This window comes from Paenibacillus sp. LRG-1 (assembly GCF_057220305.1).
The window spans coordinates 4,307,082-4,332,451 of the sequence record NZ_CM170126.1 but is presented as its reverse complement, the minus strand read 5'-3'; the positions used below and the strand labels follow the sequence as shown (position 1 = coordinate 4,332,451).

General features: G+C 45.8%; 23 protein-coding genes and 1 pseudogene. 16 read left to right on the top strand and 8 right to left on the bottom strand.

Annotated elements, in window-relative coordinates:
* The first annotated feature begins 27 nt into the window (after nt 1–27).
* The 8 genes and pseudogenes from ACUUJN_RS19135 (at nt 28) to ACUUJN_RS19100 (ending at nt 8,913) form a co-directional block, all read left to right on the top strand.
* Nucleotides 28–1,422 (top strand): TldD/PmbA family protein, encoded by a 1,395-nt coding sequence (locus ACUUJN_RS19135; RefSeq protein WP_418026501.1) that lies wholly within the window; start codon nt 28–30, stop codon nt 1,420–1,422.
* Between the two features lie 3 nt (nt 1,423–1,425).
* On the top strand, nt 1,426–2,769 hold the full coding sequence (locus ACUUJN_RS19130) for a TldD/PmbA family protein (protein WP_484668815.1): 1,344 nt from the start codon (nt 1,426–1,428) through the stop codon (nt 2,767–2,769).
* A 215-nt stretch (nt 2,770–2,984) separates the two neighbouring features.
* Nucleotides 2,985–4,376 carry a threonine synthase gene (gene thrC / locus ACUUJN_RS19125; RefSeq protein WP_076295529.1) on the top strand — a complete coding sequence of 464 codons (1,392 nt, stop codon included), beginning with the start codon at nt 2,985–2,987 and terminating at the stop codon, nt 4,374–4,376.
* A gap of 418 nt (nt 4,377–4,794) precedes the next feature.
* Nucleotides 4,795–6,171, top strand: a complete 1,377-nt coding sequence (gene gdhA / locus ACUUJN_RS19120) for an NADP-specific glutamate dehydrogenase (protein ID WP_028542240.1) — start codon at nt 4,795–4,797, stop codon at nt 6,169–6,171.
* 255 nt (nt 6,172–6,426) lie between these two features.
* On the top strand, nt 6,427–6,819 hold the full coding sequence (locus tag ACUUJN_RS19115; protein ID WP_076295540.1) for a MarR family winged helix-turn-helix transcriptional regulator: 393 nt from the start codon (nt 6,427–6,429) through the stop codon (nt 6,817–6,819).
* A 44-nt stretch (nt 6,820–6,863) separates the two neighbouring features.
* Nucleotides 6,864–7,046 carry a 4-oxalocrotonate tautomerase DmpI gene (gene dmpI / locus ACUUJN_RS19110; RefSeq protein ID WP_023989746.1) on the top strand — a complete coding sequence of 61 codons (183 nt, stop codon included), beginning with the start codon at nt 6,864–6,866 and terminating at the stop codon, nt 7,044–7,046.
* A 100-nt stretch (nt 7,047–7,146) separates the two neighbouring features.
* Nucleotides 7,147–7,925 (top strand): annotated as a pseudogene (locus tag ACUUJN_RS19105) (transposase); the annotation flags it as partial.
* Between the two features lie 334 nt (nt 7,926–8,259).
* Nucleotides 8,260–8,913 (top strand): nitroreductase family protein, encoded by a 654-nt coding sequence (locus ACUUJN_RS19100; RefSeq protein WP_023989745.1) that lies wholly within the window; start codon nt 8,260–8,262, stop codon nt 8,911–8,913.
* A 135-nt stretch (nt 8,914–9,048) separates the two neighbouring features.
* Here ACUUJN_RS19100 and ACUUJN_RS19095 read toward each other — a convergent pair whose 3' ends face one another.
* The 3 genes from ACUUJN_RS19095 to ACUUJN_RS19085 all read right to left on the bottom strand — a co-directional run bounded on the left by ACUUJN_RS19095 (nt 9,049) and on the right by ACUUJN_RS19085 (nt 13,086).
* Complete coding sequence (locus tag ACUUJN_RS19095) at nt 9,049–10,203, bottom strand: VanZ family protein (protein WP_069081165.1); 1,155 nt, start codon at nt 10,201–10,203, stop codon at nt 9,049–9,051.
* A 7-nt stretch (nt 10,204–10,210) separates the two neighbouring features.
* Nucleotides 10,211–11,554, bottom strand: coding sequence for an amino acid permease (locus ACUUJN_RS19090; RefSeq protein WP_028542243.1), 1,344 nt, complete (start codon nt 11,552–11,554; stop codon nt 10,211–10,213).
* A 269-nt stretch (nt 11,555–11,823) separates the two neighbouring features.
* Complete coding sequence (locus ACUUJN_RS19085; protein WP_316244048.1) at nt 11,824–13,086, bottom strand: VWA domain-containing protein; 1,263 nt, start codon at nt 13,084–13,086, stop codon at nt 11,824–11,826.
* Between the two features lie 180 nt (nt 13,087–13,266).
* On the opposite strand from ACUUJN_RS19085, the gene ACUUJN_RS19080 reads away from it, so the two are divergent.
* On the top strand, nt 13,267–15,261 hold the full coding sequence (locus tag ACUUJN_RS19080) for an ABC transporter substrate-binding protein (protein ID WP_484668814.1): 1,995 nt from the start codon (nt 13,267–13,269) through the stop codon (nt 15,259–15,261).
* Between the two features lie 115 nt (nt 15,262–15,376).
* Here ACUUJN_RS19080 and ACUUJN_RS19075 read toward each other — a convergent pair whose 3' ends face one another.
* A complete protein-coding gene (locus ACUUJN_RS19075) occupies nt 15,377–16,429 on the bottom strand; it encodes a 2,3-butanediol dehydrogenase (RefSeq protein ID WP_028542246.1) in 1,053 nt (350 codons plus the stop codon).
* Nucleotides 16,430–16,769: 340 nt separating this feature from the next.
* Here ACUUJN_RS19075 and ACUUJN_RS19070 point away from each other — a divergent pair, with 340 nt between their 5' ends.
* Complete coding sequence (locus tag ACUUJN_RS19070) at nt 16,770–17,807, top strand: LacI family DNA-binding transcriptional regulator (protein WP_484668813.1); 1,038 nt, start codon at nt 16,770–16,772, stop codon at nt 17,805–17,807.
* Nucleotides 17,808–17,872: 65 nt separating this feature from the next.
* A complete protein-coding gene (locus ACUUJN_RS19065) occupies nt 17,873–18,523 on the top strand; it encodes a hypothetical protein (protein ID WP_028542247.1) in 651 nt (216 codons plus the stop codon).
* 160 nt (nt 18,524–18,683) lie between these two features.
* Here ACUUJN_RS19065 and ACUUJN_RS19060 read toward each other — a convergent pair whose 3' ends face one another.
* On the bottom strand, nt 18,684–19,613 hold the full coding sequence (locus tag ACUUJN_RS19060; protein WP_069081184.1) for an AraC family transcriptional regulator: 930 nt from the start codon (nt 19,611–19,613) through the stop codon (nt 18,684–18,686).
* Nucleotides 19,614–19,812: 199 nt separating this feature from the next.
* Between ACUUJN_RS19060 and ACUUJN_RS19055 the strand changes: the two genes are divergently transcribed.
* From ACUUJN_RS19055 to ACUUJN_RS19040, 4 genes are all read left to right on the top strand, one after another.
* Nucleotides 19,813–20,091 carry an Atu4866 domain-containing protein gene (locus ACUUJN_RS19055; RefSeq protein ID WP_013311369.1) on the top strand — a complete coding sequence of 93 codons (279 nt, stop codon included), beginning with the start codon at nt 19,813–19,815 and terminating at the stop codon, nt 20,089–20,091.
* Nucleotides 20,092–20,130: 39 nt separating this feature from the next.
* Nucleotides 20,131–20,868: an SDR family oxidoreductase gene (locus ACUUJN_RS19050; protein ID WP_028542250.1), complete on the top strand. Its 738-nt coding sequence runs from the start codon at nt 20,131–20,133 to the stop codon at nt 20,866–20,868.
* Nucleotides 20,869–21,088: 220 nt separating this feature from the next.
* On the top strand, nt 21,089–21,367 hold the full coding sequence (locus ACUUJN_RS19045) for an ArsR/SmtB family transcription factor (RefSeq protein WP_013311367.1): 279 nt from the start codon (nt 21,089–21,091) through the stop codon (nt 21,365–21,367).
* Between the two features lie 70 nt (nt 21,368–21,437).
* Entirely contained in the window at nt 21,438–22,610 is a 1,173-nt protein-coding gene (locus tag ACUUJN_RS19040) for an MFS transporter (protein ID WP_340981907.1), read from the top strand.
* A gap of 100 nt (nt 22,611–22,710) precedes the next feature.
* Here ACUUJN_RS19040 and ACUUJN_RS19035 read toward each other — a convergent pair whose 3' ends face one another.
* Together ACUUJN_RS19035 and ACUUJN_RS19030 are read right to left on the bottom strand one after the other, a co-directional pair.
* Entirely contained in the window at nt 22,711–22,857 is a 147-nt protein-coding gene (locus ACUUJN_RS19035; RefSeq protein ID WP_254347592.1) for a hypothetical protein, read from the bottom strand.
* A 28-nt stretch (nt 22,858–22,885) separates the two neighbouring features.
* A complete protein-coding gene (locus tag ACUUJN_RS19030) occupies nt 22,886–23,152 on the bottom strand; it encodes a hypothetical protein (RefSeq protein ID WP_231517237.1) in 267 nt (88 codons plus the stop codon).
* A 444-nt stretch (nt 23,153–23,596) separates the two neighbouring features.
* Between ACUUJN_RS19030 and ACUUJN_RS19025 the strand changes: the two genes are divergently transcribed.
* Nucleotides 23,597–23,968 (top strand): hypothetical protein, encoded by a 372-nt coding sequence (locus tag ACUUJN_RS19025; RefSeq protein ID WP_484668812.1) that lies wholly within the window; start codon nt 23,597–23,599, stop codon nt 23,966–23,968.
* Nucleotides 23,969–24,196: 228 nt separating this feature from the next.
* On the opposite strand, the gene ACUUJN_RS19020 is transcribed toward ACUUJN_RS19025, so the two are convergent.
* Entirely contained in the window at nt 24,197–25,225 is a 1,029-nt protein-coding gene (locus ACUUJN_RS19020; protein ID WP_068942127.1) for a chitosanase, read from the bottom strand.
* Nucleotides 25,226–25,370 lie beyond the last annotated feature (145 nt).

Below are 25,370 nucleotides of genomic sequence, written 5' to 3'. Positions count from 1 at the left end.
AACATGGCAAAAACGAGGAGGAACGTGATGATACATCCAACACAGATTCAGGATATGCTGCAGGCCGCGCTGGAGACGGGCGGGGATTTTGCAGAGGTGTTCGTCGAGGACCGCACCAATGGACAACTGGGCATGACCGGAGGCGTCGTGGATACGGCGCTGTCAGGCCGGGATTTTGGGATTGGTATTCGGATCATGAAGGAGCATTTCTCGGTGTATGCCTACACCAGTGATATGAGCGAACAGAGCCTGATTCGACTGGCCAAATCGGCTGCCAAGGCCATTCGCGGAGGTGGAGCGCCAGGTACACACACCCTTACACTCCATCCTCATGCTATCCCTAACCAACATCCGATTGCGATCATTCCTGACGCTTCACAGAAACGTGCCAAGATTGACATGATGAGACGGGCGCATGAGGCAGCAAGCCAATATGATCCTTCCATCACGCAGACTTCCATTGGGATTAGTAACTCAATCCAAAACGTGCTGATCGCCAATAGCAACGGGCTGCTGGTGGAGGATACCCGTACGTATATACGCATGAGAATAAGCGCGATTGCGACCGATGGGGAGCATAGACAATCCGGGTTCCGTGGGCCGGGAGCGTATGCAGGGACTGAATTCTTGGAGAATCTGAATATCGAAGAAAATGCGAGACACGCCGCTCGTATTGCGACCACGATGGTCAAAGCGGGATATGCGCCTAGTGGCAGACTGCCCGTCGTGATTGAGAACGGCTTCGGTGGCGTTCTTTTTCACGAGGCGTGTGGACACGGGCTGGAATCTACGGCGGTGGCTCATGGAACCTCCGTGTTTGCGAATAAGATCGGACAGCAGGTGGCTTCACCGCTTGTCACGGCTATAGACGATGGAACGATTCCGAACGCGTGGGGCTCGCTCAATATCGATGATGAAGGAGCGCCGACACAGCGCAACGTACTGATTGAGAACGGCATTTTAAAAGGATATCTGATCGACCGCATGGGCTCGCGCCAGATGAGTGTACCTGCGACAGGGTCGGGACGAAGACAGTCCTATAAATTTGCACCTGCGTCCCGTATGAACAATACGTTTATTGCGAACGGGGATTCTACGCGTGAAGAGATCATTGCAAATACGGAGTACGGGATCTATGCCAAATCGCTAGGTGGCGGTTCGGTGAATACTTCGACGAGCGAGTTCAATTTTGCAGTCGAAGAGGCGTATATGATTCGCAACGGCAAAATTGCCGAGCCAGTCAAAGGAGCAACGCTAATCGGCAAAGGGATTGAAACCCTACAAAATATTGATATGGTCGGCAACAATCTGGATCATGGTCAGGGGATGTGCGGCTCGGTCAGCGGAAGTCTTCCGGTCAATTGCGGACAGCCGACAATTCGCGTGTCCGAGATGACCGTCGGCGGACGGAAGGGGGAATAGGCGATGAATATTCAGCAATTTCAGGAAGCGTTGTTCACAAAAGGTCGGGAAATCGGCTACGCGGATATGGAAATCTACTATGTAAATGGACGTTCTACCTCGGTGAAGGTACTGAAGGGAGAAATTGACCAATATACCATCGTGGAGAACGGTGGACTTTCCTTCCGGGGGGTCATTAACGGGAAAATGGGCTATGCCTCTACGGAGAAGCTGGAACCGGACGTGATCGACTTTTTATTGGAAGAAGCACGCAGCAACGCGGAGATATTGGAGAGCGAAGAGCAGGATGAGCTGTTCGCAGGCTCTGAGATCTACCCTGAGCAGCCTGCCTATGCCTCAGCGTTGGCCGACACCGCTCCTGAGATTCTGATCGAAGCGGCGCTGGAAATGGAGCGCACAGCGCTTGCCGCAGATCCACGGATTGTGATGGCTCGGCATTGCTCGGTCAGCATTCGTGAAAATGAGGTTCTAATAGTAAATACAAAAGGACTGCACTGCCATCGTCGAAAAAGTCTGGCGAGCGCTTATGTGTATGTGATTGCAGCAGACCATGACGAGACCGTTACCGGGGGCTGGCATGATTATTCGCTGCGGAGCGTGGAGGAAATCGATATTGTAGATGTGGCGCATAGAGCCGTAAAAGAGGCTGTTTCCAAGCTGGGGGCGCACACGATCCAATCGGATAACTATCCAGTCATTTTTCGTCATGATGCAGCCGCGCAATTGCTGGCTGCGTATACGTCGGTATTTTCTGCGGAGTCGGTGGATAAAGGCTTTTCACGCTTGGCTGGGAAGCTGGGGCAAAAGGTGGCAAGCGAACATATCACGCTGATTGATGATCCGCTGATGGAGAACGTTCCCGCAGGCAGTACGTTTGATGCCGAAGGCAGCGCAACGCATCGTAATGAGATCATCAAGGACGGAGAACTACGGACGTATTTCCATAACCGCAAGACGGCTCGCAAGGCTGGGGTGGAAAGTACCTCTAATGCTTCCAAGGGAAGCTATAACGGTAAAATCGGTGTGTCGTATCATAATCTGTATGTGGAACCAGGGACGTCTACGTTGGAGGACATGATTCGCGAGACGGATCGTGGGTTGATGATCGTCGAGCTACAGGGGCTGCATGCGGGTACGAATACGGCGTCCGGTAATTTTTCGTTGGCTTGTCTGGGATACTGGATTGAACAGGGGCAAGTGGTCAGAGCAGTCAATCAGATCACTGTATCGGGCAACTTCTTTGATGTGTTGCAGCAGGTAGAGGAAGTTGGCAACGATTTGCGTTTTACGGGAAGCTGCACATCGCCTTCGCTCAAGCTGGCTGCACTCTCGATTTCAGGTTCCTAATGACTGGAGCAGCCTTCTTTTTTCAGACTCACGGCCTGTTCCTGACGTTCCAATTGTCTACTGATGGCAGATGCCTGATGCATCAGGGTATGGTAAAGTAGGAGAAAGTCTTTGAAATATGAAAAAAAGGCTTGGTTACAGCACCGCGACAGGGTATTATAGACAATAATATATTCGAAAAAAGGTTCGAATTGAATTTTTATTGGGGGATGTATATGAGATATATAAGCACTAGAGGTCGAGTAGAAGCCAAGGGATTTATTGATACCGTGCTCATGGGGTTAGCTGACGATGGAGGTCTGATGGTACCTGAGCAGATTCCGACCGTGTCGGCAGCTACGCTGGAGCAATGGGCAACATTGAGCTACAGAGAGCTGCTGCTGGAAGTTTTTGCGCTGTATATCAATGATGAGATTCCTCGTGAAGATTTGGAGCAGCTGGTGGAGCGCAGTTATGCGAGCTTCCGTCATCCAGAAGTTACGCCAGTGAAGAAGATCAATGATTCTCTGTCTATTTTGGAGCTGTTCCACGGACCTACGTTTGCGTTCAAGGATGTGGCGCTGCAATTTATGGGTGAGTTTTATTCCTATGTGTCCAAAAAGCAGAATGAGATCATTCACATTTTGGGTGCAACCTCGGGCGATACTGGGGCGGCAGCGATTCAGGGCGTGCGTGGCAAGGAAGGCATTAAAATCTGTATTTTGCATCCACACCAAAAGGTGAGCAAGGTACAAGAGCTGCAAATGACGACGGTTGACGATGAAAATGTATTGAATCTGTCCGTAAAAGGGAACTTTGACGATTGTCAAAAAGTCATTAAGGACCTGTTTGCCGATCTGGATTTCAAAGCTAAACATCATTTGCGGGCGATTAACTCGATTAACTTTGTGCGCATTTTGGCGCAAACCGTATATTACTTCTATGCTTATTTCCGGGCGCATGAGTCTGCGGGTACGAAAAAAATCAATATCAGTGTGCCATCTGGCAACTTCGGCAATATTTTTTCCGGCTTTCTTGCGAAGAAAATGGGCCTGCCGATCCATAAGCTGATTATTGCAACCAATGAAAATAATATTTTGGAGCGCTTCGTGAAGACAGGTGAATACAAGCCAGGTGACTTCAAAAGCACATACAGTCCTTCGATGGACATTCAGGTGGCGAGCAATTTCGAAAGATACCTGTATTACTTCCTTGGAGAAGATGCAGCCAAGGTATCTGAATACATGAATAACCTCAAAACCGAGGAACGGATTGTGATCAGTGCAGAGGATTTGAAACGGGTACAGCAGGATTTTGAAGCGCTCGGCGCTTCGAATGAGCAGTGTCTGGAGCTAATCAAGAAATACAAGGCCGAATACGATTATTTGCTCGATCCCCATACGGCATGCGGTATTGCCGCGTATGAGGCGTATAATGGCGCGAACGAAGTATGTGTGACCTTTGCGACAGCACATCCGGCCAAATTTGATGAAGCCATCCGTCTAGTGGACATCAAGCAGGAGTTCCCAGCGCAAATTGAACAATTGTTCTCTAAATCGCAGCATCAGCAGGTGGTAGAGCATGACGAGGCAGAAATTGTGCGTCAGCTTGAAGCCTTTTATGTGTAAAAGATCATTTCTGTCATGGTGTGTTGTTGCACCCTTATAGAATGGGAAAAGAGGCTACGCCCTGCGCGCAGCCTCTTTTTCTTATTTCCATATTCCAGACATAATGTATGTTTTAGTTTCAATTTGTTCACATTATAATGCCATGTAGGGTAAGGTGTTAGGGCCTTAGAAATCGTGAAAAAAGCCCGTGAATCAAGGGATTTAGCTTTAGTAAACTAACAGACAATGAGAGGTTCATAGAGTTATTTAATGAAGGATACAAAAATTTTTTATAGGCGAATTAGATGTATTATTATAAAAAATCATGTATAGTTAACTAAATTTTATGAATACATAAAGTTCCACTCTCGAAGGTGCAGAATAACGTCGTTCCGTCATTTAACAGAGGGGCTAATTATAAAAGGGGTGTATTAAAAAAATGACCATGATCCGTCCAGAGCAGAGTCAACAAGCAGCAGCCGAATATGTGCAGTCCGTTTTTGAGAAGGTTATCGCGCGCAATCCTCATGAGAATGAATTCCATCAGGCCGTCAAGGAAATATTGGATTCGCTAATTCCGGTATTGGCTAAGCACCCTAAGTATATGCAGCAGGGGCTTCTGGAACGGCTAGTGGAGCCGGAGCGAGTCATTACCTTCCGTGTACCTTGGGTGGATGATGCGGGGGTTGTACAGGTCAACCGTGGCTTCCGTGTGCAGTTTAACAGTGCGATAGGGCCTTATAAAGGTGGACTTCGCTTCCATCCGTCTGTATATCTGGGAATCGTCAAGTTTTTGGGTTTTGAGCAGATTTTCAAAAATGCATTGACGGGTCTTCCCATCGGTGGTGGTAAAGGCGGCTCGGATTTTGATCCCAAAGGGAAATCAGATAACGAAGTGATGCGTTTTACACAAAGCTTCATGACTGAGTTGTATAAATATATTGGTCCAGATGCCGACGTTCCGGCTGGGGATATTGGAGTAGGTGGCCGCGAGATCGGTTACATGTTCGGACAATACAAGCGGATTCGCGGAGGACATGAAGGTGGCGTCCTGACGGGTAAAGGGATTCATTACGGAGGCAGTCTCACACGTACGGAAGCGACTGGCTATGGCTGTGTTTATTTTGTAAACGAGATGTTGCAGGCGCAGGGATCGTCCTTTGAAGGAAAACGCGTCGTCGTGTCGGGCTCGGGGAACGTATCCATTTATGCGATTGAAAAAGCACAGCAGCTTGGCGCTACAGTCGTGGCATGTAGTGACTCGAATGGCTACATCTATGATCCAGACGGTATCGATCTGAAGCTGGTGAAGCAGCTGAAAGAAGTGAATCGTCTGCGGATTAGTGAGTATACTCAAGAGCGTCCAGGCGCAATCTATACAGAAGGCTGTTCAGGGATCTGGTCGATCCCATGCGACATCGCACTGCCATGTGCCACACAGAATGAAATTGACGAGCAAGCAGCCCAGCTGCTGGTAAGCAATGGCGTAAAAGCTATAGGCGAAGGTGCCAATATGCCATCCTCGTTACAGGCCATTGAAGTATTTTTGGGCAATGGAGTTCTGTTTGGGCCAGCCAAAGCTGCCAATGCAGGCGGAGTAGCGGTCTCGGCGCTTGAGATGTCGCAGAACAGCATGCGTCTGTCATGGACCTTTGAGGAAGTGGATGCCAAGCTGCATGATATTATGAAAAATATCTATGCTAACAGCGTGAAGGCGGCTGAGGAATACGGCGTGCCGGGCAATCTGGTTGTCGGAGCCAATATCGCAGGATTTGTGCGTGTGGCCGACGCAATGCTGTCCCACGGGATTATTTAGCACAACGGAACATAATAAATTTAAATTGAAGCTGAGCGGCTCTTGTGCGAGTCGCTCAGCTTTTATTTGCAAAGAGCACTTTATTTTTCTCAGGGACTTGATTTATTTTTAAAGAGGATGTATATTACTTGATAGATCAATAATTGATGGATCAAAGGTTGGATCAAAGGTCGGATCACGAAGCCCAGCGATATGCTTAAGGGAGGAGAGATTGATATCACCCAGACACCATCCGAGCCTGAGTATATTTTTGACATGCTGTTGTTGCTGAACAAGCAGATTAGCTCCAAGTTTGAGCGTTGCGCAGGAGTCAGCGCATCCAGATTGCAGCTATTGTGCAAGTTGTATCAAGTGGAGGAGATTAGTCAAACTCTCCTGCAAAAAGAGGTTGGCATTGACGCTGCAGCCGTAACGCGCCATTTGAAGCAGCTTGAAACGATAGCGATGGTCACACGACGCACGAAGCCAGAGGACAACAGGGTTACCTTGGTAAGCCTGACCGATTATGGGCGTGCACGCATTGTCATCTTTAAGCAGGAGCGCTCGCAGTTTGTAGCTCAGCTGCTACAGAGCTTCGACGAGACCCAGCGGCACCAGCTAGCCGATATGCTGCAAGTTATGAATGGTCATATGTCCGATATGGACTGACCCCAATTACATTATACCCATAGGGGAAACAAGGAGGAATTTACATGCCAGTAATTACTATTGAAGCAGGCAAATTAAATAAAGAACAAAAAAGATCGTTGGTCACTGAACTTACCACATCAGCTTCAACCATAATGAATGTACCCGAGTCGGCTTTTATTGTTTTGATTAAGGAAAGCGAAAAAGAAAACATTGGTTTGGGAGGAAAATTATTATCTGATCGCTAATGTCAGAAGATGAAGTGGGTTCATTCATTTTTAAGGTAAGGAGCCATTTCTGTAATGAATTAATTTGAGATTTGAACAAAAAAAGCGCCTCCTGTATGCACGGGTACAGAACTGGCAGGATCGCTTTTTTCCAGAGTACACGCAGGTATTTAAAGACTGGGAAGGGAAAGCTTCGCGCATTACCTTGCAGGAGTTTCCAACGCCAGGTGAGATCGTAGAATTAGGTGCAGAAGCCATCGTCCAGCGCTGAAAGAAAGACGTGAAGCGAGCCGTAGGGACGAAACGAGCCCGGCAACTGGTGGAAACGGCGAGAAGTTCCATCGGTCTGACCGAAGGACTTCCAGCAGCAAAAATAGAGATTAAAACACTTCTGGAACAGTACGACATGTTCGCCAGACAGCTCGAAGAGATTCTAGCCGAGGTGGAACGTCTACTCTCTCAAATCCCAGGAACGAAAGAGATGCTCACTGTGCCAGGCGTGGCTGTGGTCACCTTGGCGGGGTTCCTGGCGGAAGTGGGGGATCTAAGGGGTTACGAGCATGGACAGCAGATTATACGGCTGGCCGGACTGAATCTCAAAGAGAACAGCTCGGGGAAGAAAAAAGGAAAATCCAGTATAACCAAACGAGGACGCGCAAGGCTAAGAGCGCTACTGTTTCGGTCGTGATGCTCATGGTGGCGAAGAATGCGGAGTTTAAGGTACTGCACCAATACTTTACCAAACGAAGCCAGAATCCACTGAAGAAAAAGCAATCGATTGTAGCGTTGTGCGGGAAGCTGATTCGCGTTCTTCACACGCTCGGCACCAAGCAAGTTCGGTACGATGCAAACGACGTTTTAGGGCCAGTACGTGAGGCCCAGTTACAGAAGACAGCTTAAGAAAAACCGGATTTATGTTTCTCATCGGACAGGAATAAGCAGAGACAAAGGAAGCACGGAGCAGCCGCAGGAATCATTTCCATAAGGGCAAAGACCCCGCGTGATATGGGAGGGTAAGCCGTCAAGAGTCAGGAGTGGATATCCAAGGTGCGATCATAGAAGTCGATCCATAGATTGGGAAAAATGTCTCAACCTCTATTCCTGCCACCGGCTTATACGGAAAATAATGAGATTCTTACACGACTTCTCCAGTGCTCGATATGTCAATGGCTGAAAACCGAAGAACGAGTGAGAAAACATGAGAAAATATTAATTTATAGTGGGAGAGATTGGAATGAATAATACGAACACATCCAGTACTGTAAAAACGAATGATTTTAAAGAAATCGCCCTGGGACGCCGTTCTGTAAAAGTATACGATCCGTCCGTGAAGATCAGCCGTGAGGAAATGACTGAGATTTTGACAGAAGCTACACGCGCACCATCTTCCATTAACCTGCAACCTTGGCGTTTCCTCGTCATTGACAGCCCTGAAGGTAAAGCTACACTGGCACCATTGGCCCGTTTCAACCAACGTCAAGTAGAAACATCTTCGGCAGTGATCGCTGTATTTGGGGATTTGAATAACTTTGATAATTTCGAACAAATTTTCGGAGAAGCTGTAGAACTGGGCTATATGCCAAAAGACATTAAAGAAATGCAACAGGAAAAAGTGGCAGCTCATTTTGCAGCGCTTGATCCAGTTGTGAACAAAGAAACAGTCCTGATTGACGGTGGTTTGGTATCCATGCAGCTTATGCTGGTAGCGCGCGCTCATGGTTATGATACTAACGCTATTGGCGGTTTTGAAAAGGATCAAATTGCTGAAGCCTTTGGTCTGGAAAAAGATCGTTATGTCCCTGTTATGCTCATTTCCATGGGTAAAGGTATCAACGATGGTCATCCGTCCACACGATTGCCTATTGATCAAATTGCACAGTGGAAATAAGGGAAACGAACTAATATCTATGCGCAAAATAAAAAAACAGGCGGACAAAGGAAATCCTTTGCTTCGCCTGTTTTTTTATTTGCTTAGATGCAACGTAGATCGCGGGTGCTTATCACGTTGTCAGTCTTTCAGTTATCATTTCACGGTATTCGCTCCCGACGTTTCTGCCGAGTCAGCGGTGTCATTTTGAGGATGATGATAGTGCTTGGGCCATATAATTTGGTGTGAAGTATGGCTAAGCTCCTCATAAAATAACGGGTCTTTCTTAAATAGGCGTATGACCAGATGGAAAAAGAACCATCCGTTGATCACTAACAGCAAAAGGCTAATCAGAACACTTAGCCAAGGGGACACTTGAGACCATAGGACAGGCCCACCCAGTACGTAATTAAGTCCAAAATACACCCAGTACAAGAGACTGTAACGCTTTATGAGCTCCCATAGGGAAATCCGTTGTCCTGTCCCTGTGAGATGAATACGCACCAGCCATTTCCCTGGAGTTCGTCCATTCGTTAGGTAAGGAACCACCATAAAGTATACCCCACTGGAAACCCAGAAAGCAGCAGGCACATGCAGAGACTCCATGATTCCGAGTAGCCCGGTCCATATGATAGAATCCACGAAAATGGCTACGCCCCGTCGGGTATAGGACACTCGCTTCGTTGCCATGTCCACATGCTTGTCCAGATGTTCCAAGCGGGGCAGGAAGCGTGAAAACCATTCGCCTAATAGAAAGCCTAGCATACCGCCTAATGTATTAGCCATCAAATCGTCTACATCGAACACACGATACGCATGGTCAAAAAATCCATACAGTCCTGTCAGCTGCGTCACCTCAAAGAAGAGGGAGAGGATAAAGGACAGAATCAGACACCATCCCCATCGTGCACGGAAATAATAACGTAAGAACATACCGAAAGGCACGGTCATCACAACGTTAAAAACGACTTGCAGAAAAGCGCGCTCCTTCAGCAAATGAACATAGCTGGAGGGATGGGCGGGTGAGATGGATGTTTCTCTTATAATGTCATGAACGAACTGCAAGGGCATCAACTGCAACGCTCCCCCGGCTAATGCAGCATTATGACGCGATGCCGGAAGTGGGAGTATGACCAGAAAGAAGGCGTTCATTAAGTATAACAGCATCAAGTAAAGCAGCCATGCTCTAGCCTTGTGAATATAGCCATGCCTGCGATATTGCACGATTAGGAAAGGCAGTGTGAACAATAAGGCAGCAAAAGGAAACGCAAGAAAGGCATATGAAACAGGAAACAGGTAAGATTGAATCATGTGCTGCTTACGCCTGCTTTCTCCGGAATTTCACCAAAGACCAGATGACCAGAAATGCCATGAAAGCCACGCATACGCTAATGCTAATGCGATTTTGCGGGTCAAGCAAGAATAGAAACGCAATGACCCATAGGCATCCCACTGTAACCGCCGTTACATAAGGGAATCCCCATATCTTGAAAGTAGGCTCCACTGGATAAGATTTGCGCAATTTCAATTGGGACAGACAAATGCAGCTCCAGACGAGCAACACGACGAAGCCAGGTACAGCCATTAAAATACGGAACAGCCCGTCCTGAGCGACATAAGCAACCATGGAACCGACAATCAGGACTACAGCGCACAATTTGAGACTATTTACCGGAACCCCGTTTGAAGATAAGCGGGCGAGTGATTTGGGACCTTCTCCATTGATAGCCAGCGAATGCAGCATACGTGTAGCCCCGTAAATTCCCGAATTGGCGGCAGACAGTACAGCAGTGATCAGAATAAAGTTCATAACATGAGCCGAGCCTTGAAGCCCTACAGAAGACAATACCTGTACAAACGGGCTGGTATTCGCATCCAGTTGGTTCCATGGAATCAAGCCACAAATGATGAGAATGGGCAACGTATAGAACAAAACAACGCGAAGAATAAAGCTTTTAACCACTCTAGGTAGTACCTTTTCCGGATTTTCTGTCTCCGTCAACGTCAGTCCAATCAGCTCGGACCCTCCGTATGAAAAGGTAACGACCAGCAGCGCTGAAAAGATAGCTAACCAGCCATTAGGTAGAAATCCGCCGTGCTGCGCGTAGTTGCTTAGATAAGGTGGAGTTTCAGTGGGAATAATCCCGAACAGTATACAGCCACCCAAGGCGATGAAGATAATAATCATGGCAATCTTAATACCCGCAAGCCAAAATTCCAGCTCCCCAAAACCGCCGACACTCAGCATGTTGACGACAATAATGAAAGCCGCACTCACTAAACTGAGTACCCATAGAGGAACATCTGGCAACCAATATTGCAGGAAGCTCCCCGCAGCAATGACCTCAATGATACAGACGGCCAGCCACATAAAGCAATACAACCAGCCGATAATAAAGGACAGACGTTCTCCAAAAGCTTTGCGAATAAAATCCTTCATATTCATGTTGGGGTAGACGGTAGCCATCTCGGCAATTGCGCCCATAACGACTAAGAGCAAGAGTCCTGCGAAGACATAGGATAAAATAACTCCAGGTCCCGCCAAGCTAATCGTTTCGGTACTTCCTTTAAAAATTCCCGTTCCGATAACTCCACCCATAGCCATAAAGGTAATGTGCCGTGGGAGCAGCTTTTTGTGCAAAGTTGCTTCATTTGATTTCAATATGAAATCCTCCTTCATATAGTGTATAGCTTCAGCATGGCCCAAACAGGGTTACTTCAATTAGACTTATACTACATGAAAATATCCAATTAGGAAATGAAATAAATAGGATCTGGTAGGGAGATTGAAATCGCTAGAGAACAAACTGAGGAAAACAGAGGCAGCATGCTGGCGCTGATGATTGCTCTATCTGCGGTCATTCTGCCTTTATTGTTCTGCTCGGCGGATATTTAAGTGATCATGTAGGAGTATCGCATTGCGGTGAAGAATTAGCTCCGCAATATTCCTTTAGCCCGCACTTGCTTGAGCCAACCAGGAAACTCATTCAGCAGACGGTCGTACAATTCTGCGTCTGTCACGGACTCAATGTCATCCAAGGCAAAGAAATCTGCATTATCCACTACGCGACCACGCAGATTATCCAACTTTTGAAGGACTCCAAAATCAGCATTACCAAGACCAACAAATTGCCAGAAAATAGGAGTTTTCGAGCACTTGATCAGCAATTTTGATATTTTTTTCGTTTCATATACGCCACCGTCACTGAAAAAGATAATGTAGGTCGGGATTGTTTCATTGGGTGCCTCTTTTGTATATTTTAAAATAATATCCTCTATCACTTCAGGCTCATTGTTACCAAATCCAATATTTCCGTATCCGATTTCTGGGAAATTTCGTTTTACGTAATTCTCGAAATCCCTCTCTGTGACGCTTGGAGCACGTTTGGCTTTGTCCGCAAAAAACCATACATCCATTTCACCATCGTCATCCATGCAGGCCGATACAGCCAGAACACGTTCGAAGGCTTTTTGCACGGTTCCCTTAGAGTACAGTTTCGCCATGGAAGCAGAAGCGTCTAATACAACCGCTACTCGTGCTTTTTCACGGTCTATCTGCTTCTTTTGGAGTGAAATTTGTACCTTCTGTTTAAGCAGATTAATTCTTCCATTCACAGGAGAAGGCTCCTTCACGCCGGCTTTATCCGCTGACGGTGCTGCTGGCGATTCCGTTTCCTCTACGGTGACACCATGAGCTTCGGCGAGCGGCTTTAGTCCTCCATTGAAACCACGCCCAACTGCGCGAAGCTTGAAGCCAGACGTATGACGATACACCTCTGCCAGCACAAGTGATGTCTCACTGGTGGCTTCGGTGATACTGTAGGTGATATGGGATTGCTTGCCTTGAGCAGTAAGTGAGCAGCCGACCACATCGGCAAAAGTACCCGGGCCGTCCAGTGTGGCCGCAAACACACATTTTTCCACTCCGGTTCGTTCCAGTTCCTGGAGCGCTACAGTAAACTCAGTGGTTCTGTCATTTGGACGCTGTAACCGTACATGGCCGTGCGGGTCAGCGGGTTGATTGTAAAAAATGAAATAGTCATCTGAGGAAACCTTTCCGTCTGCTCCTACCATAAAACAGCTAACATCCAGTTCGGCAGGTGCATGCTTCCATGTAATGGTGACCCGCACCGTATCTTCCTTACCGAATGGTGCATTAGCTCCTGTACTCAATGCAATGTTGGGACCGCTCATGCTGTCAAACCCCCTATGTATTTTAAATCTTGTATTTATACAAATTGTACCATGGAAATGGTATATTCACCTTGTTTCGTGCAGGAATATTTGTCTCATGGTAGACGCAGTAAAAGATGATATATAATAAGGTTGGTTTGGAAAAAAAGTATGATATTTATGAAGCGGAGGCTTTGATACGTGAAGCAGGATCGACAAAAGCAGGCAGGTTCCCATACCGGGATGAGCAAGGGACATGAAGCTGATGAGTTAAACAAACTGCTGTCCCTATGGCTTCATTCGTCGATCCGTGTCATGGATGTCCGGCATATTCGACTGGAGCCGGAAGCGTTGCTTCAACCGTATCGTCTTCCTGCGCAGGCTTTTGTATTTGTATTGCAGGGTAGCGTGCGTTTGGATGATGATTGGAAGGATACGCCACATTCAGGGTACGTACTGCATGGCAGCAAAGGCTTTGAACTGAATATGAAACCCTCGCAATACGGGATAGAATATATCCTTGTACTATATAAAGCGACTTCTCTATCGGGACACACGATGTATAATCATCCTTCGATAGCTCATGGTTTTGTACCGCCTTATCCGGTTATACTGTACCAAAAGCTGCAACTACTGGAGTACGCATGGCAGGATCATGAGGCGCTATCCAAGATTCAGGCTCAGGGTCGGTTCTATGATTTTGCATATGAATGTATGCGGCAATTGCAGGAACCGAAGGCTCGAACTTCTGCGCGGGATATCGTGACACAGGCGATTCGATTTATGCAGGATCATTACGCGGAGTCCATAACGCTCGAACGTTTGGCCGGATTGTTGGAATGCAGTCCGAGACATCTGACTCGGTTATTTAAAAAACAAACGGATTGTAGCCCGATTATGTACTTAATTCAACTGCGAATGGACAAGGCGAAGGAGCTTTTGCGGAAGACGGATGCTACTTTACAGGATATCGCTGTCAGTGTGGGGTACCCGGATGTTTATTTCTTTAGCCGGGCATTCAAAAAATATACGGGGGTATCCCCGGTTCATTACCGGGACAGCCTATATTCATCTGCTTTTGTGAGAGATACCAGTCTGGATAATCCATTAAGCATGTCCGAATGTTCCATTGATTCGATAAGTGGCGCCCTGCATACTGTTATTGAGGATAATAATCATTATCAAAATCATGATGAAGGGATTTTACGAATGAATAGAAACGCAAAGCATTCCATGGCATTTATTTTATTGCTTAGTTTTACCCTGCTGCTCAGCGCGTGCTCAGGCACATCCAGTCCTGCGGCAACCGATGGCGCTTCCCAAGGGAACAATAATACATCAGCGGAACCAACATCACAGGAAAGGGTGCTGAAGGATGCACTTGGGCATGAGGTGAAGGTTCCGGCTCAGCCTCAGCGTGTGATCGCTTCTTATCTGGAGGATCATCTAGTGGCCCTAGGTGTTAAACCCGTAGCCCAATGGTCGGTAGGCAAAAATTCAGTTCAAGGTTACCTGCAAAAAGAACTGAAGGACGTTCCTACCATTGCTTCAGATCTTCCGTTTGAGGCGGTTCTGAACTTCAAGCCTGATTTGATCATTATGGACAGTGCGAGCATGGTGGAAGGCGACAAATATAATCAATACTCTAAAATTGCTCCAACCTACGTGGTAGGCACTAATATGAACAATGATTGGCGTCAAGAGCTGCTGACCGTGGGTGAGGTGCTGAATAAGAGCAGTGAAGCGAAGCAGGCATTGAGCAACTACGACAAAAAAGCAGCAGAGGCTAAAGCCAAGCTGAGTCAGACGGTAGGACAAAAAACTGCAGCGGCATTGTGGGTAACGGATAAAAATGTGTATGTCGTAAACCAGAATCTATCCAGCGGTGATGTATTGTATAAGGATTTGGGATTCAAGATTCCACAAGTCGTACAGGAGATTTCCAAAACGGCTAAGGCGAACTGGAGTAATTTATCGCTGGAGAAGCTGGCCGAGCTGGATGCGGATTATATCTTTATCGTGAACAGCAAAAACGTAAGTAAAGAAGATATTGTAAAAGATCCTGTATGGGCGGGAATTCCAGCCGTTAAAGAAGGCCATGTATACGATTTTGGTAAGGATTCTAGCTGGTTGTATACAGGTACAATTGCAAACAGTCAAATGATCGACGATGTTTTGAAAAATGTAACTCAGTAATCCAAATGGTAATCAAAAAACGCTACTCATCTTGACGACAGCATGTCGCAGGAAGGAGAGCGTTTTTTTATAAAAAGATGTCTGCATAGAGCAGACATCTGGTTTGTTTTCGATATTAGGCTTGCGGAGATACCAGGATTTTAACCTGATTTTTCTCTTTCAGGAGACCTTCAAAACCTTGCTCAATCACTTCTTCGAGTTTAATGCGTTTGGTAACCAGCTTGTCGGCAGGGAAATAACCTTTTTCCATCAGGCTGATAACAGCTGGGAATACATCACGGTAGCCGATAATACCAGTCAGATTGCGTTCCTTCATAACGATATTGTTAGGCTTGATCGGAGCTTCTTTTTCAAAAATGCTGACGATCATAATTTGTCCACTAATTTTAGTAGATTCAATAGCTTGAGTCAGCACAGGAGGTACTCCAGTGACTTCATAGGCTACATCTACGCCGCCGTTGGTTCGTTTGTGCAGTTCTTCCACCACATCATAAGTTTTAGGATCAATCACGATAGCACCCAGCTCTTCAGCTTTAGCTTTACGCTCCTCGGAAAGCTCTACTGCATAAATCTCAGATGCGCCCGAAGCTTTCAACGCTTCAATAACCAGCAATCCGATAGGACCAGCGCCAAATACTACGGCTTTGTCGCCGACTTTCAGTTGGCTTTGACGAACAGCATACAAAGCAACGGCCGAAGGCTCTACCAATGCGCCTTGCTCGAAAGATACGCTTTCTGGAATTTTGTGAACCATGTGCTCGTCAGCTGCGACATATTCAGAAAATCCACCACCGCCGCCTGCCAGACCGAGGAAGCCCATTTTATCGCAAAGATTATATTTGCCTTGTTTACATGCATCACATTCTCCACATGCAAAAACCGGTTCTACAACTACACGGTCGCCAACCTGAATCTTGGTTACACCTTCACCGATTTCGACGACTTGTCCAGAGAATTCATGTCCCATTACGATCGGCGCTTTTTCGCCAGTCAATGGATGCTGAGCATCTTGGGGAATGAAGATCGGTCCTGCTACATATTCGTGAAGATCACTTCCGCAAATGCCACACCATTCTACTTTGATTTTTACTTTTCCTGCCAGAGCAGCGGGCTGCTCAATATTTTCCAATCGTAAGTCTTTTACTCCATGCCATCTCAATGCTTGCATGTCTGTCATCTCCTTGACGAATATATGATCATTGCCTCTATAAAAGTGAATGAATTAGGAAACGTTTCCGAAAAATAATATGTCACAATTTTTACACATTGTCAAACCAATTTAATGCAAAAAGCACTTGATTTTTTTGTGAATATAATCACTTGTGACTACAGTGCTATATTTCGCTCGTTACTTTTATACAAAGAGATTTTGCGAATTTTTCAGGTGAAGCAAAGACAAGAAGAAAACGACTTCAATTTTTAGACACTCATTCTGTGGTATAATATCAACATTAAGACTTTATTTTAGAAAGTCAGAAAACGATTCCGTTCTTGAAAGGATTTTGGGCGTGACAGATCAAAAGAAAGTAACCATAGAGGATGTAGCCAAGCGGGCAGGAGTCGGTATAGCGACTGTCTCCAGAGCTATTAATGATAGTGAGGGCATCAGCCCGAGAACGAAAGCCTTAATTTTGCAAGTGATTGAAGAGATGGGGTTTACGCCCAACACCTCGGCTCAGAGCTTGAAAGTTCGTCAGACACGACAAATCGCACTGGCCGTGCCAGACATTCGTAACGCGATTATTCCAGAGATCGCTTGGTCCGTAGAGCAGGCCGCCAAGCAGCATGGTTACCGGGTCGTGCAAATCAATACCGCTGGGAATGCCAGAATGGAGCTTGAAACAGTTCGTGAGGTCAAGAAGCTGCATGTCGACGGGCTCATCATTATGCCGCTGGCGTATCCCAAAATGTTGGTAGATCTGATTAACAAAGCCAGCGTTCCCGTGTCCATTATTAACTATGGCAAGAAGCTGGGCGAAGATGTCAAAGCGGATATCGTCAGTCTGGCCCGGCAAGAGGGAAGACTCGTGATGGAGCATTTGCTTAAAATCGGCAGAACAAGAATTGCCTATGCAGGTGCTGCGAAGGACAAAATCGAGGAAAGATACTTCGCTTATGAGCAGTCTCTCCAGCATGTGGACCCTTCACTCGTTTATTTTGGCGATGATTTCTCCTTTGAGACAGGGCTGCGTGCAGCCGATTATTTTTACAGCCTGAAACATATGCCGGATGCTATTTATGCGGTTAATGATATGGTGGCGATAGGGATCGTCAATCGATTTAAGGATTTGGGTGTAAAGGTGCCAGATGAGGTTGCTGTAGTCGGTATTGATAACAATCTGTGGGCTATGGTAACGACCCCTCAGATCAGCTCAGTTTCCATCATGGGGGAAGAGGTGGCACGGTTGGCTGCGGAGCTGCTGCTCAAGCGGATTCAGGAACAGGCACCTGGGGACTATGAGCGTGTGCAATTCGAGCCTCGCCTGATCGTGAGGGAATCGAGCGTCTCTGTGATCCGTAAGCCCACGGTAGGGCGTGATGAGTAGTAGGGTGTGAGTGGATTTTGGGCAATTATAACGACCACTGTTTGTTCAGACAGGAGAGTGGATTCATGTTAAAAGGTAATGGGTTCGTTTCTGTAGCTTGTACTGCACTATTGCTGGCTGTAACCATAGGGTGCACTCCCCATCCAGTGGGACAGGATGCTGAAACTGCGGCGCCGTCCGGGGCAAACAATGGGGAGTCCAAGCAAACTGCAGCCAATACTCAGCACACCCAGCAAAGTAAAGAGGAGCTAGTGCTGTCCTTTTATAAAGATTCATCCCTCAGTGATGAAGCAAAAGTCCGTCATATGACGGACCATTTAGCAGGAATCCAATGGGGAAAGATAAACGAAATCAAAGAACATCAAAGCCTGGAAATTATCGAATATCTGTATAGGCAGCGCGCTTTTATTCCATCGGAAAGCTTTGCAAATCTGATTCAGGCTTCTGACGGATTGGATGGAGCTTTAAGCGAAAGCTATGCTGGTCTTATGGGAGATTTGTTTACAAGAGATAGAACTGCGATGACTCGAGCATTGGCAAATATGGACAAAACCAACCGCACACAAGGTATAGGAAGCATCGGGTATGCTCTCAGCTATAGAGAACCCAAGGAAGTCAAGAAAGAGATTCAACAATGGCAGGCAGGACAAAAGCTTACTACGGCAGAGAAGGATGTTATCCGAGCCTTGTTCGTCAAGCTGGATAATCCGTATTGATGCTCAAATAGTGATGACCACATGCATAGAGGAATATATTGAACAGCCGCGTCTCTACCGGAGGAGCGGCTGTTTTGTGCTGTTTTTTACATCCTGGCATTTATGATTGGGATAAACGTTAGTAGAACCATTGGTTTCAGATGTTCATCTAACAATGGGTTCAAGTGGTCTGGTGATCCTGATCTGAGCGCAAGCGTTTAATATCACTAATTGGAGGCAGGCCGAACAAGCGGGCGTATTCGCGGCTGAATTGTGAGGGACTCTCGTAACCTACCTGAAAACCGACATCTGCCGCATCCGCTGATTCAGATAACAACAGGCGGCGGGACTCTTGTAGACGTAATTGTTTTTGATATTGCATTGGGCTCATAGCCGTAACCTCTTTAAAATGACGATGTAGTGACGAAGGACTCATATTCGCTAGTTTGGACAATTCCTCAATACGTAACGGCTTATCATAATCCTGCTTAATCCGCTTTATGACTTCTGCGATCCGGTTGGAATGGCTGCCGGTCATGACCAGTTGTTTTAAGGATTCCCCCTGATTCCCCTGTAAAATCCTATACAGTATCTCACGAATGACTAATGGAGCCAGCACCGGAACATCTTGCGGGTTTTCCAAAAGATGCACTAGCCTTACCACGGCATCCAGCAGTAGAGAGTTAGTTTGGCTTACATACAAGCCTCGTCTGGAATCAGGCATTGGGCTTGTGGGAAAAGCAGATTCCTTGATCAGGTCCAAAACCTGATGCGGATCAAAATTGAGCCGGAGGCACAAATAAGGAGCTTCTGCTGACGCTTGAATGACCTGCCCGGAAATCGGCAAATCCACCGACACAACAAGGTAATCGGATGTGCCGTAATGGTAACTTTCCTCTGCGAGCATCACGACTTTTCTGCCTTGTGCCACAATACATAAAGCAGGTTCATGGACTTGATGTATCGGTACGGTTGTATTTGAACTTCGGACGAAATGAAGCGAAGGTATGGCTGTAGTGAGAACTCCGTCCTGATTTGAAAATCGTTCTATAAGCCTTGCCAACTCGGCTTGTTTTTCCATGGTAGAACCTTCTATTTTGGTTGCCCCCATCATGACACATCCCTTCTTTGCAACGTAGCCCGTTTTCATTTTCAGTAGTTTATTACATATTAAGGGGCTTTGGAGGATTAGGCAATAATTTGCTCTGATTCTTCTACCGGGCTGATGGACATTCCTCTCATAATAAGATGCAGATACAACACCTAATGAGCAATTGAGAAAAAAATAGAAGTACAAAGGAGTGGGAGTCATGGAGAGTAACAAAGCGGAAAAAAGTGTACACGCTTCGCAGCATCCCTATATAGGGATGTGGGTAACTGAAGACGGAAATATCCGTCACGAACTCTTGCCTAATGGCCGTTATGATGAAGCACGGGGTCAGAGACAAAGTGCCTATACAGGCAGCTATATCTTAGAAGATGACTATATCGAATATGTGGACGACACCGGATTTACGGCAGATGGTGTATTCAAAAATGGTGTTTTGTATCATGCAGGGATGGTTTTTTACAGGGAAGTAAAAAAGTAATCTGTTTCAGTGATATTTTTAACTAGAGGAGGAATAAGAATGTTGGATATTAAAGGGAAAGTCGTAGCTATTACGGGGGCAAGCAGTGGGATCGGTGAAGCTACTGCCCGTTTACTTGCTCACCATGGGGCTCATGTAATATTAGGGGCCAGACGCACAGAGCGACTAGAGGCTCTGACATCTGAGATTCGTTCTAAAGGTGGATCGGCTGATTATCAGCAACTGGATGTGACTAAGAGGGACCAGATGGAAGCGTTCATTAAGTACGCGGAAAAAACATTTGGGCGTGTGGATGTCATTTTGAACAATGCGGGAGTGATGCCTCTTTCAAAATTAGAAGCCCTGAAGGTAGAGGAATGGGATCGCATGATTGATGTAAATATACGGGGCGTTCTGCATGGGATTGCGGCAGGGCTTCCGATTATGAAAAAGCAAGGATTTGGTCAGTTTATCAATATCGCCTCTATTGGCGCGTATAGTGTAACCCCAACTGCAGCGGTGTATTGCGCAACGAAGTATGCGGTTCGGGCGATCTCTGAAGGATTGCGTTTGGAGGTGGGGGGAGATATTCGTGTGACGCTGGTATCGCCAGGAGTAACCGAATCTGAGCTTGCTGACAGTATTTCAGATGAAGAGGCCCGGCAAGGAATGAAAGAGTACCGTCGTATTTCGATTTCGCCTGATGCCATTGCCCGTTCCATTCTGTATGCCATGGAGCAGCCAGCAGATGTAGATGTTAATGAAATTATTGTCAGACCCACGGCAAGCCCGAATTAACGCCATGGCATCCATGACTCTCTCTCTACTCAGATCATTTTTCCCTCCATCCTTTATGGATGGGGGGTTATTTATCGGATGAGAAAGAACATCATTTACACCACAGAGTGTAAAATAGCTGTACCTTTATAATAAACGTATTTACTTTTACAAATGTTTGTGATAATTTTATTTCGACAAACATCGAAATTAAGACTGGAACAGAAGGGAGCCGAACAGGGTGAAAGATACAACAGAGATGCAGCAGGCTGTAAAAATATATAAAGCACTTGGAGAACCGACTCGTCTCAAGATAGCACTTCTGCTAAAAGAGGAAAGCGACCAATGCTGCTCTGTGCTGGGCGAGAAGCTGAACAGTGTAGCTATTTCAACGCTATCGCACCATCTGAAGCAAATGGCAGAGTCGGGGTTGCTCACATACCGTAAAGAGGGGACGTTTATTTATTATAGCTTGGATGTGGAAGCAGCGCAGAAATATGCCCCGTTCTTAATAACATAAATTTTTTTAGTCTTAATTTCGATATTTGTAAAAATATAAAAATATAAAAAGAAAGAGGCGTTACTAGAAAATGCAGAGTACATGGAAAGTGTATATTTTGGCAATTGTTAGTTTTTTGGTAGGCACATCCGAATACATTATCTCAGGCGTTTTGGATCAGATTGCAACAACCATGGGGATTACGGTGTCCGCAGCGGGCCAGCTGATTACAGTCTTTTCCCTTGCTTACGCGATTGGCACGCCGATCCTGATGGCAGTAACCGCTAAATGGGACAGACGCAAGCTGCTCTTGAGTTCCCTCGGATTATTTGCAGTAGCCAATGTCCTCTCCTTTGTTCTGCCGGGTTTTGGAATGTTTATCGCCGCACGTATTCTTATGGCCCTCGGGGCGGGGATGGTCGTGGTTACAGCACTGAGCATTGCTGCGAAAATTGCCCCAGCCGGCAAGCAGGCCAGTTCTATTGCTACGGTTACTATGGGTTTTACAGCCTCGCTGATTATTGGGGTGCCGCTTGGGAGAATGATATCTTCTGCATATGGCTGGAAAACCGTATTTCTCGGCATCGCGTTGACAGGGATTATTGCCCTAATTGTTATATCTATGACAATTCCCCGCTTAAAAGGAGATCGACCTGTCCCCTTACTACAACAGTTTGCTCTTCTGAAAAAGCCTGAAGTTGCTTTGGGATTAGGCATTACCTTCTTTTGGCTAGGTGGTTATTCACTCGCGTATACTTACATCTCACCGTATTTGCTGAATGTATCAGGTGTAGGAGAGGATATGCTAAGCTCAGTATTGCTCGCCTTCGGAATTGCCAGTCTAATCGGGTCAAAAATTGGTGGGTACAGTGCGGATAAAAAGGGTATACCCTTTACATTATTAGGGGGTATGGTGTTGCACGGTATTTCCTTACTCTTGCTTCCTTTTGCCGCTCATTCCCTGATCGCAGTATTTGCTTTATTGATCCTTTGGTCGTTCGCAGCCTGGACAACTGGACCTACTCAACAATATAATCTGGTCACACTTGTGCCTGAATCTTCCGGTGTGATGCTGAGTCTCAATCAATCTACAATGCAGTTTGCTATGGCAGCCGGAGCCGGAATTGGCGGTGTAGTTGTTGGTCAGGTTTCGCTGTCTTCCATCACCTGGTTTGGAGCAGCAGGGGTTGGTATCGCTATTGTGGCTACGTATTTACTTACACGAAGATCCTCAGTTCAAACACAAGTGGGTGTTACGGAGTAAAGTGTATAGATAAGTGAAGAGGAGGCCCAGTGATGAAGGTGACATTGCGGCCTTCTTTGATTTGAATGAGCAATAACATGCTCTCTTGCAGTAGGAAGGCTTATTCAAACGCAATATCAGTGATTTTGCCGCCTTCCTCAAAGCCGATATTATTATAAACTTGATTGGAAACCGAATTTTTTAAATCTGCATATAGCATGGGTACTAAATGCTCATTTTCCAAAATGCAACATAGCTCGGATACCATTGCGCTGGCAAAACCTTTCTTTCGCAAATTAGGCGGGGTATAGGGTGGTTCCTTTTAAATAACGTAAGAGTTCTTCTATATAGGTCAATTTATGATTATCTGTGATTTGTTGTGAGATCCATAGCCAAGCCTTATGTCCGGGTGATTGAGCAAAGATCATATTTTTATCGGACGTTTTGAGGCATGTTGACCCTTCTGACTCACAAATTCGATGGATCAAATTGTATCGAACTTCATCAGCCAAAAATTGATTTTGATTTAATATATCGTCGTTTGGGACTAGTAGCTCAATCATGACTCTACCTCCTAAAAATGAGCTATGACCTAAGCACTTGTAAAGTGCTATGAAGCTATGAAGATTCAGTTGTTATATCTACTAGGATTTAAACTTCCGCGCTATAAGCTTCTTATTTTTTTGTCGCCAAATCCATCTTTCGATAAAGTTTTTTTCTTTTCTTTCCTGAAGTGTTTCCTTCATACCCTTAATAAGAAATTCGGATCTTCGCTTGTCGTTTCTGCTAATTTCACGTAGTTCCTCAATAAATTTATCGTCCATGTCCGCATCTCCGTTAGTTCAAAATTTTCCAAATTGCTAAGGTAGATTATACAGAACATATGTTCCTTTTTCAAGTCTGCATCTGCTCTATTCAATCACATAACTATTTTTAGATGGATGCTGCGAGGCCCGCGCCAATCGGATGGTGAAGCATAAGATAAAGTTGAAAGTAGGAATTATTACATGGACAACAAAGCATATGTATCTCAAACGTATCCACGTCTTACAGTCTACAACGAAGAAAATTTTCGGGGTTCCAGGAGAGTATTCAGAGGAAACCTAGGCATTCGTAATACCGATAACATTCTCGACGGCATCGAAAGTCTGCGTTTCTTTTCTACTAGCAGCAATGCTACACTTGTACTCTTTGCTGGCACGCGGTTTAGAGGTAACTTCCATGTGTTTAGAGGCAATCGCAACATCGCCGACCTGGATGATCTGATTCGCGGGAATGATGTGGAATCTATTATCTCTACCAATCAACGTCTGACGTTGCAGCAAATCCGTAATATCCGCAGTAGCGGTAGACTTCCATCTGGCTATCGAATCATCTAACGGCCTTAATTCGACTTCATAAACCATTTTACAAGACTGTTTCAGGAGCTTGCAACTTTCGGGCTTCCGGGGCAGTCTCTCTATTTGTACACGCGACCTACATACTCGAATGATGAGAGGAACTGTATGGGAGAATGGGACGTTGTCAGCAGTCATCGCCAACTCAATGTTCATGAAAATAGATAAAGGAGGGCATACGATATGTCCTCCTCATGACGTATATTGTATTTACTTCAGTTCCCAATTAGTTGCTTTGATCACGGCTGCATCTGCGTTCTTAAGATCTGTTTCACCAGAAGCTAAGAGAGAACTCCATTGTTTCACACGATTCTTACCATTGGGAGGTTGGTTATAATCGTTGGTATCGACAACCAATGTACGCTTAGCATAGAAGCTAGTCATGAACTTCTTCTCATTCGTACTACTGCCTGAACGTGAGAGGATTCCTTCAAGGCTACCTGAATCACCAGTAGCGCCTTGATTGAGTGCTGTGTCGACAAATGATCCAATCGTCAGAGCAGTATTAAATCCGCGTTTCTGTGCTTGCTGTACACTATATTCGATATAGGTGTCATAGAACGTACGCCACATGGCTTCTCTCCAAGCTTCATTGTTTTGGAGAGCGTTGATCTTCTTCTTGATAACACTATCGCTATCGCTGAGCTTTAGAATCGAACCACTCATTTTCCCCTTCAGGCCAGCACGTGTTAATCCACCTGCAATGGAAGGGTTACTAGCTCCACTAGCAGCATCAAAAGCTTTGAATAAGTCCGGACCATCGGGTCCCGTATCATTTGAACCGCCTGTTGTTGCTCCAAAGATACCAATGGTGTATCCGCGATTATCGCCGATATCTTCAGCATATCCATAGAATTCAGTCCATTTCAAAGAATCTTGCTCTGGTTTGTTCACTAGCTTCATAATATTATCCCATTGCTCACCGTCGAGTCCTGTATTAGCCTTCAGAAACTGAAGTGTTGAAGGTGAGAAATTAGCATCATGATCAATAGCTGTAACCGCTTCTTGGCTAGTAGCTGCTTCGCTGGTAAGGGATAATGGCTCTATACTAGCTTCATTTGAGTTGTCGAAGCCCTCATTTAAATCGATCGTTTTCTGTACTGGAGTTCCATTCTCTTCAGCAAAAGCCTTGGCAGGTGGACCCGACAAGCTAGAGAAAGAAGCGATTACAGTAAAGCTTAGCAAGATCATAAGGAACTTTGTTTTATTGGAAATGAGTTTATTGCTTATTTTATACATATAACTCCTCCTATAATAATGTAATTGTGAAAGGATAAAAGCTAAAAGCTAAAAGCTAAAAGCGTAGATTTGCATCTAACTCGAATTGATTTAGCAAGAGTATAGATAAGAAGGATATGATTGAATAGAGCTTAAATAACCGTTT